The following is a 15,869-nucleotide window of genomic DNA, read 5'->3' on the forward strand; positions in this document are numbered from 1 at the left end:
GATTCTCGCCTGTTAGTCCGCCGGTTCTAGCCTGAGCGTGTCGCGGGCTGAAGCCTCGACTGCCGCCCGGGTGAACAGCATCGGCTTGTACGTCCCGCTTGCCCAAAGGGGTATCTGGTTGTCGTAGTCGGCGCTGTACGGGTGGCCGCTTTGCCCCGTCGTATGGTGATTCACGCTGCGATCGAGATTGCCGAGGTCGTAAATCGTGCGCATCGAAGGCAGGCTGCCGAGGTCGTACGAATCGTCGCCTGTCGACCAATTGGTCGCGTTGACCGCGCCCGTCCATCCGCCGGTTGGCGCCGACCGGTTCACAAGGTCCTCGATCAGGCTGATTCCCGACTGGCCGAGCGGGTTGCTGACGAACACCGCCGAGTGCAGCTTTCCCCACTCCCACTGCGAGCGATCGGCCCCCAACGTCTGAACCAATTCGGCGTGCGCGTCGGCAAACAACGACGCAAGCAGCGCATCACGGTCCTCGACGGCGTCTGTGGCGAGGTTGTCCCACAGTGCATTGTCGGGCTGATCGAGCAGCAGGATCACCGCGTATTGTCCGGCACTCCCGCCGCTGACCGACCAACTTTCGCCGTAGGAGTCGTTGAATACCGCGGCTGGTATGCGCCGCCATAGTGCGCTGAACAACGCGGCCGGCCCGCTGTCGCGGCTGGCCTGATAGTCCCAATCCAGCATCCAGTCGCGAGCGGCGGCGAGGTCGGCGTCGTCAATCTGAAGCGCGGCAAGATAAGGCGCCATGGCCTCGGCGACGAGAATCTTGTTGTCCATGTGAATTGCTTGCATCGACTCGATGGTGTGCTGGTCGCTGGCTTCGAGCAGTTCGACGATGCGCTCGCCGCGGAACCCGAAGTCCCAGTAATGGTTGAACACGACGTTGATGTCTTCGCCATACTGCGGCGCGAGTTCGGCCTTCAGTTGATCGTAGTACTCCAGCGGAACGAGCGCCTCGTTGGCGCTGTGGATCCACCCGCGTTCGGGGTTGAAGATTCGCGGCAGCAGGTCGAACGGCACGTAGCCGAGCCATTCGGTCGCGCTGGTCGAGCCGTCCTGAATGACGAGGCCAGTATTGATCGCCGGACGAATCGGCACGAGGCCGGGGGTCTGATAACCGATGTTGCCGTCGACATCGGCGTAGACGATGTTTTGCGCCGGCGCGACAAACTTGCTCGCGGCAGCGCGGAAGTCCTCGAAGTCCCGGGCCGAGTTCAGCCCGAACAGCGCCTCAAAAATCGCCGCCGGGTCGAGTGCCGTCCAGCGCATCGCAAGCGCGACCTCGCCGTATCCTGACGAGCCCTCGGGCGTCACCACTTCGTTGTCCGTGATGATCGGGCCGAGGTGCGTCTCGCGGACCTGGATCGTGACCGAGCCCCCGTCGCCGAACTTGATCTCTTCGTTGTGCACGGTCATATCGCGCATCTCGCCGTCAAACTCGTACTGCAGCGGGTTGTCGGGGTTGACCTTGATCTCGTAGAGGTCGATCACGTCCGGGTCGATGTTGGTGAAGCCCCACGCGATGCGGCTATTGTTGCCCAGCACGATGCCCGGCGCGGCGGGGAACGAGTAGCCGCGAACGTCGAACGGGCACGCGTCGCTGACCGGCTGACAGTGCAAACCGACTTCGTACCAGATCGACGGCATTTGGATGCCGAGATGCGGGTCGTTGGCGAGCAGCGGCATGCCGGTGGCGGTCTTGCTCCCGTGGACAACCCAGTTGTTGCTGCCCAGCCCAGCGCCGGTACCAAAGCCAAATGCGACGTCGCCGTTGATCCCGCCCGCGAACGCCGTGTCCACAGAGGCTGCGGGCCATGCCGATACGACGGTTTCGGTCGGCGCGGCGGCGAGAGGCACCTTCTCCCAGATCGGCAGATCGTCTTCGGTGACGATGGTCGGGTGTCGATCGAACGGGTACTGGGGTTCGAGGATGTCGAACTGTTCGGCACTCAACGCCTCAAGCGCGTAGCTCCGGTCGTTGTCTTGCAGGCCGGTGCCGAGGTTCCACTGCATGGCCTTGATCCAGGCTTCGCTGTCAGCGGGAGTCCACGGTTGAACCGGGATCGTGACACCGGTCACGCCCAACAGCGAGTACTCAAGCGCCAGATCGCCACCGTTCTTGCCGGCGATGTAGGCGTTGACGCCATCTGCGAAGGCTTGCAAGTGGGCCAGTGTCTCGGCGTCATACGCCTCGGCGATGTTACGCTCCGCGGCGGCTCGCCAGCCCGCAGTGCGAATAAATACGTCGTTGCCCATCACATCGGCGTTTTGTCCGGTCAGCTCTTGGATGTGCCCGCTACCGATCGCCCGCGAGAACTCCATCTGCCACCAACGGTCTTGCGCCTGCGTGTAGCCCTGTGCAAACAAGAGGTCATGGGCGTTCGAAGCGTAAATGTGCGGGACGCCGTAATCGTCGCGGATTATCTCGACCGGTGCCTCCAACCCGGCAACTTGCAGCGTGCCGGAGTGTTGAGGCAGCGGACCGCGCGTGAGGTCGTTAAAGACGATGAATCCGCCGACGGCAACCACCACAATGACCAGCAAGAGACCAAGCAGAATAAAACGCAGCACTCGCATGTTCGTACTCCAATGTCAACAGCGCCCACAGCACAGCTACCGGTCGGTGCCGCAGACGGTTAAGCCCAATATCGGTATTTCACATCGGGGCCAATGCCCCACCATACCTACACTTCGCTGGCGGACAGGCCGGCCGTCTTAATCAGCTCCTTTGCCTTGTCCGACGTAATCGATACGTCGTTGAGCAGGCTGTACGGAAGCTCGTTGTCCTTGACGAACTGAGGCAGTTCGAGCAGGGTATCGCGGATGTCCATTTCGTCAAGCGTGTTCAGACGGATACCTGCGGCCAACATGGTGTCGCGGATCGGCTTTACTTCCTGATTGTGCAGCGCCATGGCGAGCAGAATGCCCGGGCCGACGAGTTCGGCGTACGGCTTCTTGCCGCGGCGGCTCGTGCGCGGCTGGATGGCTTGCGCAAAGAACTGCTCGCTTCCCTCTTGCGGGCGAGTGTGGCCGATTTGAGTCGTCAGTCGGACTTCCATGCTAATCAGGTCGAGCAGCTCGCGCAGCGCCTGAACCTGTCCCTCGCCAACCCCTTTGGCGATACGAAATGCCTGCTGGGCGATGCCCGCGGCGATCGCTGCGGCCCATGGTTGGAAGCGCTCGCTGAGCGCGTTCTTGCCTTTTTCGGCCGCGTAGCGCCAGTCGAGCAGACCCGTTACGATGCTGAGCAGTTCGACAATGCCTGCGCCGCGTATGTGTGCGGGGGCCGAGCTGACGACATCCCAATCGATGATGACGCGCTCTGCCGGGCCAGTCTCGAGATACACGCCGGCGCCGCCGTCGCGCAGGGAGACAGTGGCGGTGAAGAAGCCGTCGACGCTCAGTGCCGTCGGCACCAGAACGGCCGGGAGCTTGCGCTTCCACGCGATGTATTTCGCCGCGTCGGACGCCAACCCGCCGCCGACCGCGTACACCACCTGCACCTGCTTGGGCAGGTTCTCCGACAGAAACTCGAGATAGCTGCGGTCGGCGCTCTCAGGTTCGGCCTGAACCACGACCGGAAACTTGAGCATGGTATTTACCGCCTGCCAGCTGCGCTTGCCGGTCAGGAGGGCTGCAGGGCGCTGTTCACGCAGGCGCGACAGGTCAGTCAGCTCGATGCGCGGCATGTTCCAGATTGTGGTCATTGGCGGCGGTGCTCCAACGCGGTCAACGAGGCAAACACTCGCGTCAAGTCTACTCAGACCGGCCGGATTTGCCAACTGCGAGCGTATTCGCCAATGGTCCTATCGCCCCCTTGAACCACCTCGCGCCCTACCGTACAGTACGTTCATACCGAAGGGAGACCATCCGTATGGGAGCAGGCGTGGAAATCGGCATTCTGGCGCTGCAGGGCGCATTCATCGAACACCGGAAGATGATCGAGACTCTGGGCGCGACGGCAAGAGAGGTCCGGTTGCCCGAGCACCTCGACGGCCTGGGCGGCTTGATCATCCCCGGTGGTGAAAGCACGACCATCGGGAAGCTAGCAGTTAGCTACGGGCTGATTGGCCCGCTGCGCGACTTTGCGCTGAACAAGCCGACGTGGGGCACATGCGCCGGCATGATCTTTCTCGCCAAGGACATCGGCGGCGACCGCCAGCCCCTGCTCGGCGTCATGGACTTACGAGTCAACCGCAACGCGTTCGGGCGGCAGATTGACAGCTTCGAGCGCGATCTCGATATCGCCGGCATCGAAGGCGGCCCCTTCCACGCCATCTTTATCCGCGCCCCGGTCGCAACGTCCGCGGGCACGGGCGTCGACGTGATGGCACGGTTGGACGACGGCTCGATTGTCGCCGCCCGGCAAGGGCATCTGCTGGCGACGGCGTTCCATCCCGAACTGTCCGGCGATTCCCGCGTTCACCAATTCTTCCTTGAGCTCGTGGCCTCGACGCGTGAGTCGAATCTTCGTCGCGATGTAGGCTAGACAGAACAGACGGATTGGTTAAAATACCGCGCGACCAGGGAACAGGTGTGGGGACTGCCATGCTCGACGAAATCTTCCACAGCACGGGCCTGCCCGTCATGATCGAAGACGACCTCGGGGACGATCTCGAAGACGACGAACCGTTGGCCGACGACGACGAACTGCTCGACGATGACGAGGATTTCGACGAAGAGGACGACGACGATCTCGTTAACCTCGACTTGATCTTCAGCGTCGACGAAGACCCGGACGAAGAAGGGTACGACGAGTTCGACGACGAAGACGATGACATCGACTTGTACGGCGATGACGACGAGGAAGAGGACGAAGAGGACGAAGAGGACTTCTACGAGGACGACACCGACTTCTAGGTCGCGACCTCCCCGATCCGGCTAACGCCCCCTACGCCGGGAAGATCTTGCCCGGGTTGAGAATCCCGTTCGGGTCGAGCGTGTGCTTGATCTGGCGCATGACGTCGAGCGATGCGCCGTGTTCGCGCACCATGTGATGCACTTTTCCGACTCCCACACCGTGCTCACCGGTCGCGGTGCCACCCAGCTCGATGGCCTTCTGCACGATCAGGTCGTTTACGTGGCTCGCCCTGGCGAACTCGGCCTCATCCTTGTACGGGAACTCGCAGTGGATGTTGCCGTCGCCTGCGTGCCCCTTCATGAATGCCTTGATCCCCGCCTCTGCGATGGCGTCGTCGGCAAACCCGATCAGGTCGGGATAGGCGCTGATCGGCACGGCTACGTCGCCGATGTAGATTTCCTGCCCCGGGTGAAGCCGCTGCAGCAGTTCATAAGCATGATGCCGTGCGTTCCAGAGCTTGGTGCGTTCGGCGTTGTCAGTCGTCGTTTTGATGCGCGTCGCACCCAGCTCTTCACAGATCTCCTTAACCTGCTCCAAACCGAAATCAAGCGCTTCCGGCAGCACGGCATGGAACTCCATGAACAGAGTCGGCGCTTCCTCAAGGTCGACGCCGTTGTGGTCGCGCAGAAGCGCGGACTGTTTTGCGTCGATGAACTCAAGCGCAGCAGGGTCAAGACCGCTCCCGCGCACTGCCACCACGGCCTCGATCGCCGTTTCGACACTCGGGAACGACGCGACGACCGCACTCATCAAGCTGGGGACAGGCACAAGTTTGAGCGTCGCCTCGGTGATGATGCCCAGCGTCCCTTCGCTGCCGACGAAAAGGTGCAGCAGGTCATAACCCGACGCCTGCTTGATCGACCGCGAGCCGACGGTGATGATCCGACCATCGGCCAGCACGACCTGCATCTTGAGCACGTTGTCTTTGGTCGCGCCGTACTTGACCGTGCGAATGCCGGCGGCGTTGTTCGCGAGCATGCCGCCAACGGTCGCGTTCGCGCCCGGGTCGGGCGGGAAGAACAAGCCGTAGCGTGCTAGCTGCGCGTTTAGGTCTTTATGGCCGATCCCCGGCTGAACCGTGACTTGAAAGTCGTCAACATGTACCTCCACGATCCCGGTCATACGCTCGAAGCTAAACGAAATACCGCCGAAACGTGCCAGCGGATTGCCTTCCAGAGACGTGCCGACGCCCCACGGCGTAACCGGGATGCGGTGTTGGTCGCAGTAGGCCATCACACGGCTGACCTGCTCGGCATCAGTCGCAAAGATCACCGCTTCGGCGTTGCCTGCGGGATGACGCGACGAATCGCGGTTGTGCAGGTCGAGCATGGCCTGTGCGGTCGTTACGTTATCTGCACCGGCAAGGCCGCGCAGCGCTTCAAGGTGAGTGTCGGTGACACGTGTAAACGTCACAGGCTCGGCGATCATGGTTCACCTCCTGAACAGGCCGCGCCGGGCAACCGGCACGACCGCGTGCGTCAACGAGACCGGCCCGCCGCCCCATGCGTCGTATACCGGCCTAACTTCGTCTAGGATGAGTTTCACTGCGCGTACGGTGCCGCCGTTCTTGCGGTTGACCATTTCGAGGAAGGCCGCGTGCTCCCTGAACTGCGCCTTCACCAAGTCAGGTTGCAGTCCATCGAACCACGGCCATTTCTCGGGATAGTAGAAGTAGTACAGCGGGTAGAGTGCCGCGGTCATCACGCTGACCCCTCGCCGCTCGTACGCCCACAGGTCGACGCCCGCCTGCGCTGCAATCTCCGCGGCAAGTACAAGGCCATGCACCGCCGAAACCGTGCGCGTCAGCGTGCCCTCATCGCGCGGTTCGACAATCGCGCCGATGTATCCATGAGGCTGGATGGAATCTACGATGCGCTGGAGGCTGTCTGCGCCAGTGGTGAATACCGGCTCACGATCCAGTACGACTCCAGCAGCGAGGTTGACTGCAGCGAGCCACGCGCGTTCGTGAATCGCGGGCTGCACCAACCGGTCATTGAGTGCGGACACGCGTTCGTGCCAATAGTCGATGATCGAGGCGCGCGCCAGGTCCGACATCGACTGGTGGTCCCGGACGCACTCGAAGGCCTGCGCAAACCCGATCGCGCGGCGGCACCCGTCGATCAGCGGCAGGTCCGAGTCATTGGTTCGGATCGCATCACCTGCAAGAACGGCAGCAGCACGGGCGGCCGCGGCGGCATCGCCCGTCAGCCGCCAGCTTACCGCGTCAACGACGGCCTGCCGCAGCGGGTCGGGTGCCGTTTGCCCAAGCAGCGACTCAAACGCCGACCAAGCCTCGGCGAGTTCCGGTGTGGACTGCCGCTCGCGCGCTTGCGCAGCTTCTGTGGGTGAGAATGTCAGGCCGAAGTGGTGGACGATCATCTGAGGATCATTTTTACTGAATCGGTGAAAGAGATGTTACACTGACCGCATCTGAATTGCGTTCGGCTCAGTGTCCGCGACTTATGGCGCAGCAAAGCAACCGAAAAACGCCGCTCGATCCACGGCAAACATTAGACCACATCCGGCACAAGATGGAAACCCTTGCCGGAGACTTTGCCGAGGGAAAAATCAATAAGGATCAGTTCAACGCCGTCTACCATCATTACGCGCAGCAGATGGAGATTGTGCAGCGCCTGATCGAAAAGGACCCTGAAAGCGACGCGTGGCGCAAGGCCGCTGCCCCGGGCGTGACCGAATTCCTCAAAGAGGAGTTTCGCCCCGGCGTCATGCTGTGCGCGACACTGCGTCTCAAAGAGGACAAGCCGCTTTACATCGAGGGCAAAGTAACGCCCGATGTCGCGCGTGCAATCTACAGCGCCTTCAAGACCCTGCGATCCAGTGGCAAAATCGGCCTCGTAAGCCGCGAAATCGTCAACGGTTGGCTGGTCGCGTTTGTCGGCGATCTGGCTGTGACGCTGGTCGTATTTACCGGCGAACCTACGGCCGAGCAAGTGCGCCGCGTCGAAGACATTCATCGCGTGTTCGAACGGGCCAACGGAATCGCGCTGCGCACCAACGCGCCGGTCCACCGCTACGTGTTCCCGCAGCGCTCGCTGTCGAGTTGACCCGCCGCACGCCGTCCCCTACAATGGCGGCCTTACATTGCATTCGGAAGTGAATCCATCGATGCCATCGCATCTCGCCGCCCAGCGCGGCGAACCGAGCTATGTTTGGCGCGCGGGTCAGGAACGCCGGCTCAACATGGTCGCCAAGTGGTCGAAGCTCGACGGCACGACGATCCTCGTCGACGGCTGCGGAGTCGGCATGTACAGCACCGAGTTCGTCAAGCGGTTCTCGCCGGACGTTCATGCCATGGACATCGAGCTGGAGCGGGTCGCTGAGGCCCGCGACGGGACGCCTCACGCGGTTGTCAGCACGGCGGAGAACCTGCCCTACCCGGACGACGCGTTCGACACCGTGTACTCGCACGAGGTCATCGAACACGTTGCCGACGATCGCGCTGCCGTGCTCGAAATGGTGCGCGTAGCGCGCCCCGGCGGTCGCATCGTGATCTTCTGCCCGAACCGCTGGTACCCGTTCGAGACGCACGGCCACTACTGGCGCGGGCAATATCATTTCGGCAACACGCCGCTGATCAATTACCTGCCCGACGTGCTTCGTAACCGGCTTGCCCCGCATGTTAAGGCGTATACCAAGCGCGGCCTGCTCCGCTTGTTTGCCGGCACGCCCACAAACGTCGTGCATCATCGACGTGTATACGGCGGATACGACAACATCATTGCGCGATTGGGCCGCCCGGCGCAGGTCATCCGCGATCTACTCTACCGATTCGAAGGCACGCCGCTCGACACCTTCGGGCTGTCGCACTTTCTGGTCGTCGAGAAACGCGCGCGCTAAACCACCGCTCGAATGCCCTTCGCGGAGCTACGTGAGCAACTTGGCGTGGCGCTTACTCAGCATTCAGCGCGTTCGACTGCGTACTTAGCCCTGTCCGTCTATAAACACGGGCAGGTGGCCCAGCGCAATCACGCCGGTCCACTTGGCGCGATCGCCTTCGGTAAAGATCGCCGCATCGGCCACGACCGCGGCGCCGGCCTTGCCCATGATCAGCCGCATGCCTTGCAGCGTCGATCCGGTCGAGATCACGTCGTCCAACAGCACGACCTTCTTCCCGGAGACCAGCGCGCGATCCTTTTCATCGAGAAAGAGCGTTTGTGGCGCCCCGGTCGTGATACTTAGCGTCTCGCTCTTGAGCGCATCGCCCATGTACGGTTTGTACGACTTTCGTAGGACGATGTAGGGCAGGCCGGTGACGCTGCTGACGGCGTGTGCCAGTGGGATCGCCTTGGCCTCGGCCGTAACGATAACGTCGGCCCCTGTGCCGGTCACGTGCGGCGCCAACTCCGTCGCTGCCGCGTTGACCAGCTCGGTGTCGCCGAGAATGTTGAGAATCGCGATCCGCACCCCCGGCTTGATCTCGAAGAGTCGCAGATCACGTTTGACGCCCGCAATGCTAACCGGCAGAGTCTCGTGGGTCATTACTGCTCCGTGCTTCCGTCGTGAAATACAATTTTCGCTTCGCCGATGTGGACGATGTCGCCAGCGCGAATCGGATGGCGGCCGCTCAACGCCGTTCCATTGACAATCGTGCCATTGGTGCTGCCGGTATCTTCAAGCCAGTAGATTTCGCCTTCGCGCCGCAGCACGCAGTGAAAGCGCGATACACCGCGCTCGTCCACGACGATGGTATTCTCGACCGCTCGACCAAAGTGCATTTCGTCGCCTTCGACCGGATAATCGCGGCCACCGTAATGGACAAATCGCGGCGAACCGCGCTGCGGCTTGGTGTCCACTTCCTTCGCGCTCTTGGTAGGCGGCGGACCGTCCGGTGTGCTCATTCGCTGGCGCAGGACGACCGTCTCGCCGTGACGGCTGGTCATCGTGTAATGCGCCTGAGACGCCATTGATTTCCGGTGGCGCAGGAACTCCGGTGAACGCACCGAGTCCGCCGACGTCTTGCTCAGTTCCTCGGCCTGCTTGGAAAGTGAATTCTTCTCGTCCTCAAGGACGGGCGCGTCTGCCACGCTGGACTCGTCGATCTCGGCGATCACGGCTTCCAGCACTTGCGACGCTTCGCTGAACTTGCCGTGGTCCGCCAATTCGACCGCCCGCCGGCGTGCATGAGCAGCCTTCAGCAGCATCACCTGCTCGACCACCTGCGAATTCGATTCGCGGCCTTCCGTAATTGCGTCCGCTTGGATGGTGATGGTGATTTCGCGCTTGATCTCCTCGCGCGTGACGCCGGAGTCCGTGAGCTTGTCATACGTAATCGTCAGCGCTGCCGCGCGCTGCGGTCCTGCCTGTTCAAAACCCGGCAGTTCGAGCTCTAGCACCAGTGCCTTGATCTCGTCTCCGAACACGTCGCCGAGCCGGAACGTCTTGCCTGTCGTGCCGGGTTCTTCGGCATAGGCGTTCATCTGCCGGATCGACGCCGGGGCTACTCCAGCAACACGAATCGCCATGTTCTGCCCGACAAGCTTGAGCAGGCCGGTCAACTCCTCGTTGAGGATGGTCGGCATCGCTTCGGGGCTTTCGATATAGTAGTATGCCCCGCCGCCCGCGTTGGCCAAGCTGATCAACAGTTCCTCGTTGAAGTCGTCACCGAGGCCCATCGTCGTGGTGCTCACGCCTTCGCCATACTTCTGCGTGGCGAACGCCACCAATTTGGAGCTGTCGGTCACGCCTCGATTCGCCAACCCGTCTGAGATCAGGATCACGCGATTGGTTTGGGACTTGTCGAGGTTCTGCGCCACGAAATTGACGCCCTGCAGCCACCCACCGCTCAGGTTCGTCGCCCCGCTGGGCGTGATTCTGCTGATCTGCTGGTTAATGATGTCCTTGCGCTGCACCTTCTCCGGGTTCAGCAGCGTGTCGACAAGATCGTTATAGAGCACGACCGACAGCGTATCGGCGGCGCCGAGGTTCTGCACCAGCATCTGCGCCGCGCGCCGCGTATAGTCGATCTTCGGCCCGGCCATCGATCCGCTGCGGTCGATCACAAGGCTCAAGTTAAGCGGACGCCTGCGCGCTTCGCCTGTGGCGCTTTCAGCCTTGATCAGCACCATCAAGTAGACGTGCAGCGGTTTGCCTGCCGGGAAGGTATCGAACTCGAGCGCGGTATCGATCTGCATGGTGCGGATCCCTCAACGACTGCCTGTAAACATTATAACGGGGCTTCAGAGCACAGGCCGCCGGGTGTGGAAATCGGTCGACTCCTGATAGACATGCCCGACGCGCAGCACCGCCGATTCGCCAAGCGCCGGCCCGAGCAGCTGCATACCGATCGGCAGCCCGGCCCGATCGAAACCACACGGCACGTTCAAGCCGCACACGCCGCCCAAGTTGGCCGAGATCGTCAGTACGTCAGCCAGATACATCGCCAGCGGGTCCTCGGTGTTCTCGCCGAGCTTGAAGGCCGTCGTAGGAGACGTAGCCGACACCAGCACGTCAACCTGCTCGAAGGCCAAATCGAAATCGCGCTTGATGAGCGTACGTACCTGCGAGGCTTTTCCGTAGAACGCGTCGTAGTAGCCGGCGCTCAACGCATAGGTTCCGAGCATGATGCGCCGCTTGACCTCAGCGCCGAACAAGGCGCGCGTTCGCCGGTAGTTGTCCCACATATCGCCGGTCTCGACGCGCTTGCCGAAGCGAACACCGTCGAAACGCGCCAGATTGGTGCTGGCCTCGCTGGTCGCCAGCAGGTAATAGACCGGCAGGCTGTACTGGGTGTGCGGTAGGCTGACCTCGACGATCGTCGCGCCGAGCGATTCGAGGTGCGCGATTGCCGCGCGGATCGCCGCTTCGACATCAGGCTGCATGCCCGCGACGAAGTACTCTTTGGGCACACCAACGCGCACGCCATCGAGCCGTGCGCCCCCAGCCGTCATGTCAGCCAGATAGTCCGGTATCGCCGCGGGTTGGCTCGTGCCGTCGCGCGGGTCGTGTCCGGCGATCACCTGCAACAAACGCGCCGCGTCCTCGACGGTGCGCGTCATCGGCCCAGCTTGGTCGAGCGAAGAACCGAACGCGATCAGCCCGTAGCGGCTCACCCGTCCGTAGCTCGGCTTGAGCGCGGTGATCCCGCACAACGAACCGGGTTGGCGGATGCTGCCGCCGGTATCCGTGCCGAGCGTGCCGGCAGCCAATCCGGCCGCGACCGCCGCCGCGCTGCCGCCACTGCTGCCGCCGGGGACTCTTTCCGTATCCCACGGGTTACGCGTCACGCCGAAGGCCGAATTCTCGGTCGACGAGCCCATCGCAAACTCATCCATGTTGAGCTTGCCGAGCATCACCATGCCGGCGCGATACAGCCGCTCGACCACCGTGGCGTCGAAGATGGGCACGTAGCCTTCCAAAATCTTCGAGGCACAGGTCGTTTCGACCCCGCGCGTGGACAGCACGTCCTTTATTCCGAGCGGTACACCGAGCAGCGGCGCGTCCTCGCCTGCCGCCCGGCGCTGGTCGGCCCGACGGGCATCTTCGAGCGCGCGCTCCGGTGTCACAGTAATGTACGCGTGGATGGTCGGCTCAAGCCGCTCGATCCGGTCAAGAAAAGCCTGCGTCAATTCAACGCTGGAGAACTGGCGGTCACGCATACCGGCCAGCATCTCACCAATCGTCAGCGCGGTAATGTCGGTCATGGAGTTCCTTCGTCAGGTGGGTGCCTCACGCCGCGGTCAGTATAGCACAGGCGGCCTCGGCCACGGCGAACAAATACGACAAGGCAGCGCAGTTCGGTTTATCCCAAACGATATCCCAACCCTGTGGGAAATTTGGGATAACGCTGGATAGGGATATCGAACGTCCGCATTTGGGATAACGCAAGCAGGGCGGCCCTTCCGACCGCCCTGCTCTCGTTCGCTATGAGAAGCGTGCCTTGAAGATGAACTTCTGGCTGCTCTTCTGCGTGCCGGACGGCGTCTCGGCCTTGACGTGCCACTTGTAATTCTTGCCGTCCTTGAGCGCGTCGCGCAGCGACTGCGGCACTGTGAACGTGCATATGTCGACGTCACAAGTGGTATCGACGCCGAGCGTTACAAACTCCTTGAAGATCTTGTCGCCGTTGTCGATCCGCTTGACGACGACCTTGTAGGTCAGCGCCTCGGTCGTGTTGCCGGAACGCCAGACCAGCGTCGTCAGTTCGGACGGGTCGTTGAGTTTGGTATTGTCTGCCGGCGACTGCAGATTCGGCTTGCGCGGGAACTCGGTGTCGAAGGCGAACTTCACACTCTTGGCCTTGCCCAACGCATTCTGCGACTTCACGAACCACTCGTAGACGCGGTCGTTCTTGAACACGCCGGCGGGCTGCGCAAACGTCGTGCCGAACACAGTCGCCTTGACGACCTTCTCGCCGTTTTTGGTGTCTTTGACGATCAGCTTGTACGAGTCCGCGTCGCTGACCGTGCTCCATTCGAACGTGACGTTCGCGTCGTTGATCTCCAGCCCGTTCGCCGGATCGATAAGCGCCGGCGGCGCGGGCGACTGGATGCGGAAGATGCGCGGCAGGCTCTCGCTCTTGCCCAACGAATTCTCTGCTCGCACTGTCCACCGGTAGTCGGTCTGGTTCTGCAGCAGCGTCAAGTCGACCGGCTCGGGCGTCCATGTGCAGGTCCCTGCCGCACAGCCGATCGAACGGCCGGGGACGGTGTATGTCACGTCGATGATCTTGTTGTTGTTCGAGTTCTTCCAGATTCTCAGCCGGTATTCCTCGGCCGTTGCGACTTCCGTCCAGCGCAGCTCGATGTCGTTCAGCGCGTTGAACGTACCGCCGTCGTCCGGATAGGTCAGCAGCGGCGCGGCCGGGAACTCGGTGAAGATCTTGAATTTCTTGCTCTGCGACGTGTCGTCGCCGTCGATCGACACGACGTACCATTTGTACTTCTTGTCGTCGAGCAGCTGTGACTGCTCGAACGCCTGCACGTTGTAAGTGCAGACCTGCGCGGCACAGACCGCGCCCTCGGCCAGCGTCGCGTTGACGATCACGGCGCCGTCGTCGGTGTCGAACAACGTGACACGGTAGCTGGTTGCGAGGTTAACCTCACCCCACTGCAGCACGGCCAGCTCGGCCTGCGTGTTGATCGTAACCTTGTCCGCCGGCGCGAGCAGCGTCGCACGGCCCGGGGTGTCAAACTCGAACGACCGCGTGACACTCTGTGATTGGGACCCGTTGTCCAGATTCTTGGCGATCACGAACCACGTGTAAGTGGTATCGTCCTCGAACGCGTAGGTCACGTTGACGGCGCATACGACCTTGTTCCCAAAATCGGGATCTTGCGGGCAGTTGTCCGGATCGTTGACGTTCTCCTTGACGACGCGCGTATTCCCGTCGTAGATCTCGAGCGTCGCGCGGTCGGTGAACGCGCCGGTGCTGAACTTGAACGTGATCGGTGTTTCGGCGAAGGCCGCCCCATCGTCGGGCAGGCGCAGTTTCGGCGTGTCGGGGACATCCAGCTCGCCAATCGCGCCGTCGACGTCGATGCGCTTGAACGTTCCGCCAATGTCGGAAATGTTCACGGCCGAGTTCTTCAGCGCATCGATAATCTGTGTGATTCCGGCTGTCGGGCGCAGGCTGAGCAGCGCAGCGATCGCGCCACTGACGTGGGGCGCCGCCTGGGATGTGCCGCTGCGTGGAAAGTAGGCTGGTGGGGGGCCCGGATCTGCGGAATTGATGTTGACGCCCGGCGCGACGAACGTCAGGAAGGACGCGGAATTGGTGAAGGTGGCGATCTGATCGAAGTCGGTCGATGCCCCGACCGAGATCACGCCGGTGATGCACGCGGGTGCGTTCATCGAAATCGTGCTGCCTTGATTGCCCGACGACGCCACAACCGGCACGCCGATCGAATTGAGGCCAGCCACCGCAACGACATACGCGGGAAGTGACGCATCACACGATGCCTGCGAAGGGTACGACTCGTTTCCGAGGCTCATATTGACAGCCGCGATAGGGAATGTGTCGGGGTTGTGCAGCAGGCGCGCGAAATCCATCGCCGCGATGATATCGCCGTCCGCCGCAAGGATGCACACGTCACTTTCATAACCATCTCGACGACAGACCGCCGGTGTCGCTGGATTGGTATCGTCTTGGATCCGACTAAAAACCTGCAGAGAGACTAGGCTGGCCTCCTTCGCAACACCGTTAAACGTGTCGCTCGGCGGGCTGCTCTTGCCTGCGATGATGCCGGCGACGTGCGTACCGTGGTTGCACTCACCGCCGTATGCAACGTTGCAGGGTTCACCTGAGCCGGGTACATCTGTAAACGACACGTTTCCGGGACAGAACGTGGTGGCCGTAAAGCCGGTGAACACACCGGTCGTGCCCCAGCACGCCTCACGGACAACCTTGCCGGTCAGAAACTGGTGCGACTTCTGGATGCCGGAGTCGATGACGACCACGTTGGTGCCTGAGCCATCGGCCCCTTGCGCCCAGGCGCCGCTCCCGCCCTGCATGCCGATGATCGCCGTCGACTCGATCAACGACGGCTCGCGCCAGCGGTTCTCTTGTATGAACGACACGAGTGTCGATTCGAGCAGAACGTCGAGCTCTTCGGGCGTCGCGCGCAGCGCCATCATCGGGAAGGTCACGTACCGCTTGACTTCCGGCGTGCTGCGCGTCTGCCCGATTTGAGCCAACACCGCGTCCTGCATCTGCGAGATGACGGCGCGTTGAGCCCCATCGTCCATGTCCGCAAACGGCATGCGCCCCGGCAAGTTGACAACCAACCCGACGATGACATTCACGGTACCGTGCTGGTCGGCCTGCGCACGCAGATAAACGCGGTCGACCGCACTGGCTTCCGGTGCTGCACGCAGGGCGGCTAAGCCGTCACCGCGCGTGCCAGCCTGCGCGGATGCGGGAACGACCGCGAGCGCAACGAGCAGGGAAATGCAAAGCGCCGCCGCGGCGACAGCGAATAGACGACGAAGGTTCATGCCAATGGCCTCAAACTCAACGTAAAAATAGTGCCTAAAGGCTTTCTAGATT

Annotated in this window: 12 protein-coding genes; 4 read left to right on the top strand and 8 right to left on the bottom strand. The window is 62.1% G+C overall.

Features of this window, described 5'->3' with window-relative positions:
- Nucleotides 1-12 precede the first annotated feature (12 nt).
- A complete protein-coding gene (locus tag IPM16_08535; protein MBK9123153.1) occupies nt 13-2,580 on the bottom strand; it encodes a penicillin acylase family protein in 2,568 nt (855 codons plus the stop codon).
- A 107-nt stretch (nt 2,581-2,687) separates the two neighbouring features.
- Nucleotides 2,688-3,710 carry an iron-containing alcohol dehydrogenase gene (locus IPM16_08540; GenBank protein ID MBK9123154.1) on the bottom strand — a complete coding sequence of 341 codons (1,023 nt, stop codon included), beginning with the start codon at nt 3,708-3,710 and terminating at the stop codon, nt 2,688-2,690.
- A gap of 179 nt (nt 3,711-3,889) precedes the next feature.
- On the opposite strand from IPM16_08540, the gene pdxT reads away from it, so the two are divergent.
- Nucleotides 3,890-4,492, top strand: a complete 603-nt coding sequence (pdxT, locus tag IPM16_08545; protein ID MBK9123155.1) for a pyridoxal 5'-phosphate synthase glutaminase subunit PdxT — start codon at nt 3,890-3,892, stop codon at nt 4,490-4,492.
- A 59-nt stretch (nt 4,493-4,551) separates the two neighbouring features.
- The gene (locus IPM16_08550) at nt 4,552-4,863 is read left to right on the top strand and encodes a hypothetical protein (GenBank protein ID MBK9123156.1); all 312 of its coding nucleotides are present in this window, start codon (nt 4,552-4,554) and stop codon (nt 4,861-4,863) included.
- Between the two features lie 31 nt (nt 4,864-4,894).
- On the opposite strand, the gene IPM16_08555 is transcribed toward IPM16_08550, so the two are convergent.
- A complete protein-coding gene (locus tag IPM16_08555) occupies nt 4,895-6,292 on the bottom strand; it encodes an FAD-binding oxidoreductase (protein ID MBK9123157.1) in 1,398 nt (465 codons plus the stop codon).
- A 3-nt stretch (nt 6,293-6,295) separates the two neighbouring features.
- On the bottom strand, nt 6,296-7,243 hold the full coding sequence (locus IPM16_08560) for a hypothetical protein (GenBank protein MBK9123158.1): 948 nt from the start codon (nt 7,241-7,243) through the stop codon (nt 6,296-6,298).
- Between the two features lie 83 nt (nt 7,244-7,326).
- Between IPM16_08560 and IPM16_08565 the strand changes: the two genes are divergently transcribed.
- Both IPM16_08565 and IPM16_08570 read left to right on the top strand, forming a co-directional pair.
- Complete coding sequence (locus IPM16_08565) at nt 7,327-7,929, top strand: hypothetical protein (GenBank protein MBK9123159.1); 603 nt, start codon at nt 7,327-7,329, stop codon at nt 7,927-7,929.
- A gap of 61 nt (nt 7,930-7,990) precedes the next feature.
- The gene (locus tag IPM16_08570) at nt 7,991-8,722 is read left to right on the top strand and encodes a class I SAM-dependent methyltransferase (protein ID MBK9123160.1); all 732 of its coding nucleotides are present in this window, start codon (nt 7,991-7,993) and stop codon (nt 8,720-8,722) included.
- A gap of 84 nt (nt 8,723-8,806) precedes the next feature.
- On the opposite strand, the gene IPM16_08575 is transcribed toward IPM16_08570, so the two are convergent.
- From IPM16_08575 to IPM16_08590, 4 genes are all read right to left on the bottom strand, one after another.
- Nucleotides 8,807-9,364 carry an adenine phosphoribosyltransferase gene (locus IPM16_08575; protein ID MBK9123161.1) on the bottom strand — a complete coding sequence of 186 codons (558 nt, stop codon included), beginning with the start codon at nt 9,362-9,364 and terminating at the stop codon, nt 8,807-8,809.
- Nucleotides 9,364-11,016: an FHA domain-containing protein gene (locus tag IPM16_08580; GenBank protein MBK9123162.1), complete on the bottom strand. Its 1,653-nt coding sequence runs from the start codon at nt 11,014-11,016 to the stop codon at nt 9,364-9,366. The genes IPM16_08575 and IPM16_08580 overlap by 1 nt, the downstream gene beginning before the upstream one ends.
- 45 nt (nt 11,017-11,061) lie before the next feature.
- Nucleotides 11,062-12,525, bottom strand: coding sequence for an Asp-tRNA(Asn)/Glu-tRNA(Gln) amidotransferase subunit GatA (gatA, locus tag IPM16_08585; protein MBK9123163.1), 1,464 nt, complete (start codon nt 12,523-12,525; stop codon nt 11,062-11,064).
- A gap of 220 nt (nt 12,526-12,745) precedes the next feature.
- A complete protein-coding gene (locus tag IPM16_08590; GenBank protein ID MBK9123164.1) occupies nt 12,746-15,817 on the bottom strand; it encodes a S8 family serine peptidase in 3,072 nt (1,023 codons plus the stop codon).
- Nucleotides 15,818-15,869: the final 52 nt, after the last annotated feature.

It is taken from the genome of Candidatus Flexicrinis affinis (assembly GCA_016716525.1).
In the GTDB taxonomy this organism is placed as follows: domain Bacteria; phylum Chloroflexota; class Anaerolineae; order Aggregatilineales; family Phototrophicaceae; genus Flexicrinis; species Flexicrinis affinis.

Coding starts and splice junctions, on each gene's coding strand:
- IPM16_08565 (MBK9123159.1), top strand. CDS start 7,327: ATGGCGCAGCAAAGCAACCGAAAAACGCCGCTCGATCCACGGCAAACA.
- gatA (MBK9123163.1), bottom strand. CDS start 12,525: ATGACCGACATTACCGCGCTGACGATTGGTGAGATGCTGGCCGGTATG.
- IPM16_08550 (MBK9123156.1), top strand. CDS start 4,552: ATGCTCGACGAAATCTTCCACAGCACGGGCCTGCCCGTCATGATCGAA.
- IPM16_08560 (MBK9123158.1), bottom strand. CDS start 7,243: ATGATCGTCCACCACTTCGGCCTGACATTCTCACCCACAGAAGCTGCG.
- IPM16_08575 (MBK9123161.1), bottom strand. CDS start 9,364: ATGACCCACGAGACTCTGCCGGTTAGCATTGCGGGCGTCAAACGTGAT.
- IPM16_08540 (MBK9123154.1), bottom strand. CDS start 3,710: ATGACCACAATCTGGAACATGCCGCGCATCGAGCTGACTGACCTGTCG.
- IPM16_08555 (MBK9123157.1), bottom strand. CDS start 6,292: ATGATCGCCGAGCCTGTGACGTTTACACGTGTCACCGACACTCACCTT.
- IPM16_08535 (MBK9123153.1), bottom strand. CDS start 2,580: ATGCGAGTGCTGCGTTTTATTCTGCTTGGTCTCTTGCTGGTCATTGTG.
- IPM16_08570 (MBK9123160.1), top strand. CDS start 7,991: ATGCCATCGCATCTCGCCGCCCAGCGCGGCGAACCGAGCTATGTTTGG.
- IPM16_08580 (MBK9123162.1), bottom strand. CDS start 11,016: ATGCAGATCGATACCGCGCTCGAGTTCGATACCTTCCCGGCAGGCAAA.
- IPM16_08590 (MBK9123164.1), bottom strand. CDS start 15,817: ATGAACCTTCGTCGTCTATTCGCTGTCGCCGCGGCGGCGCTTTGCATT.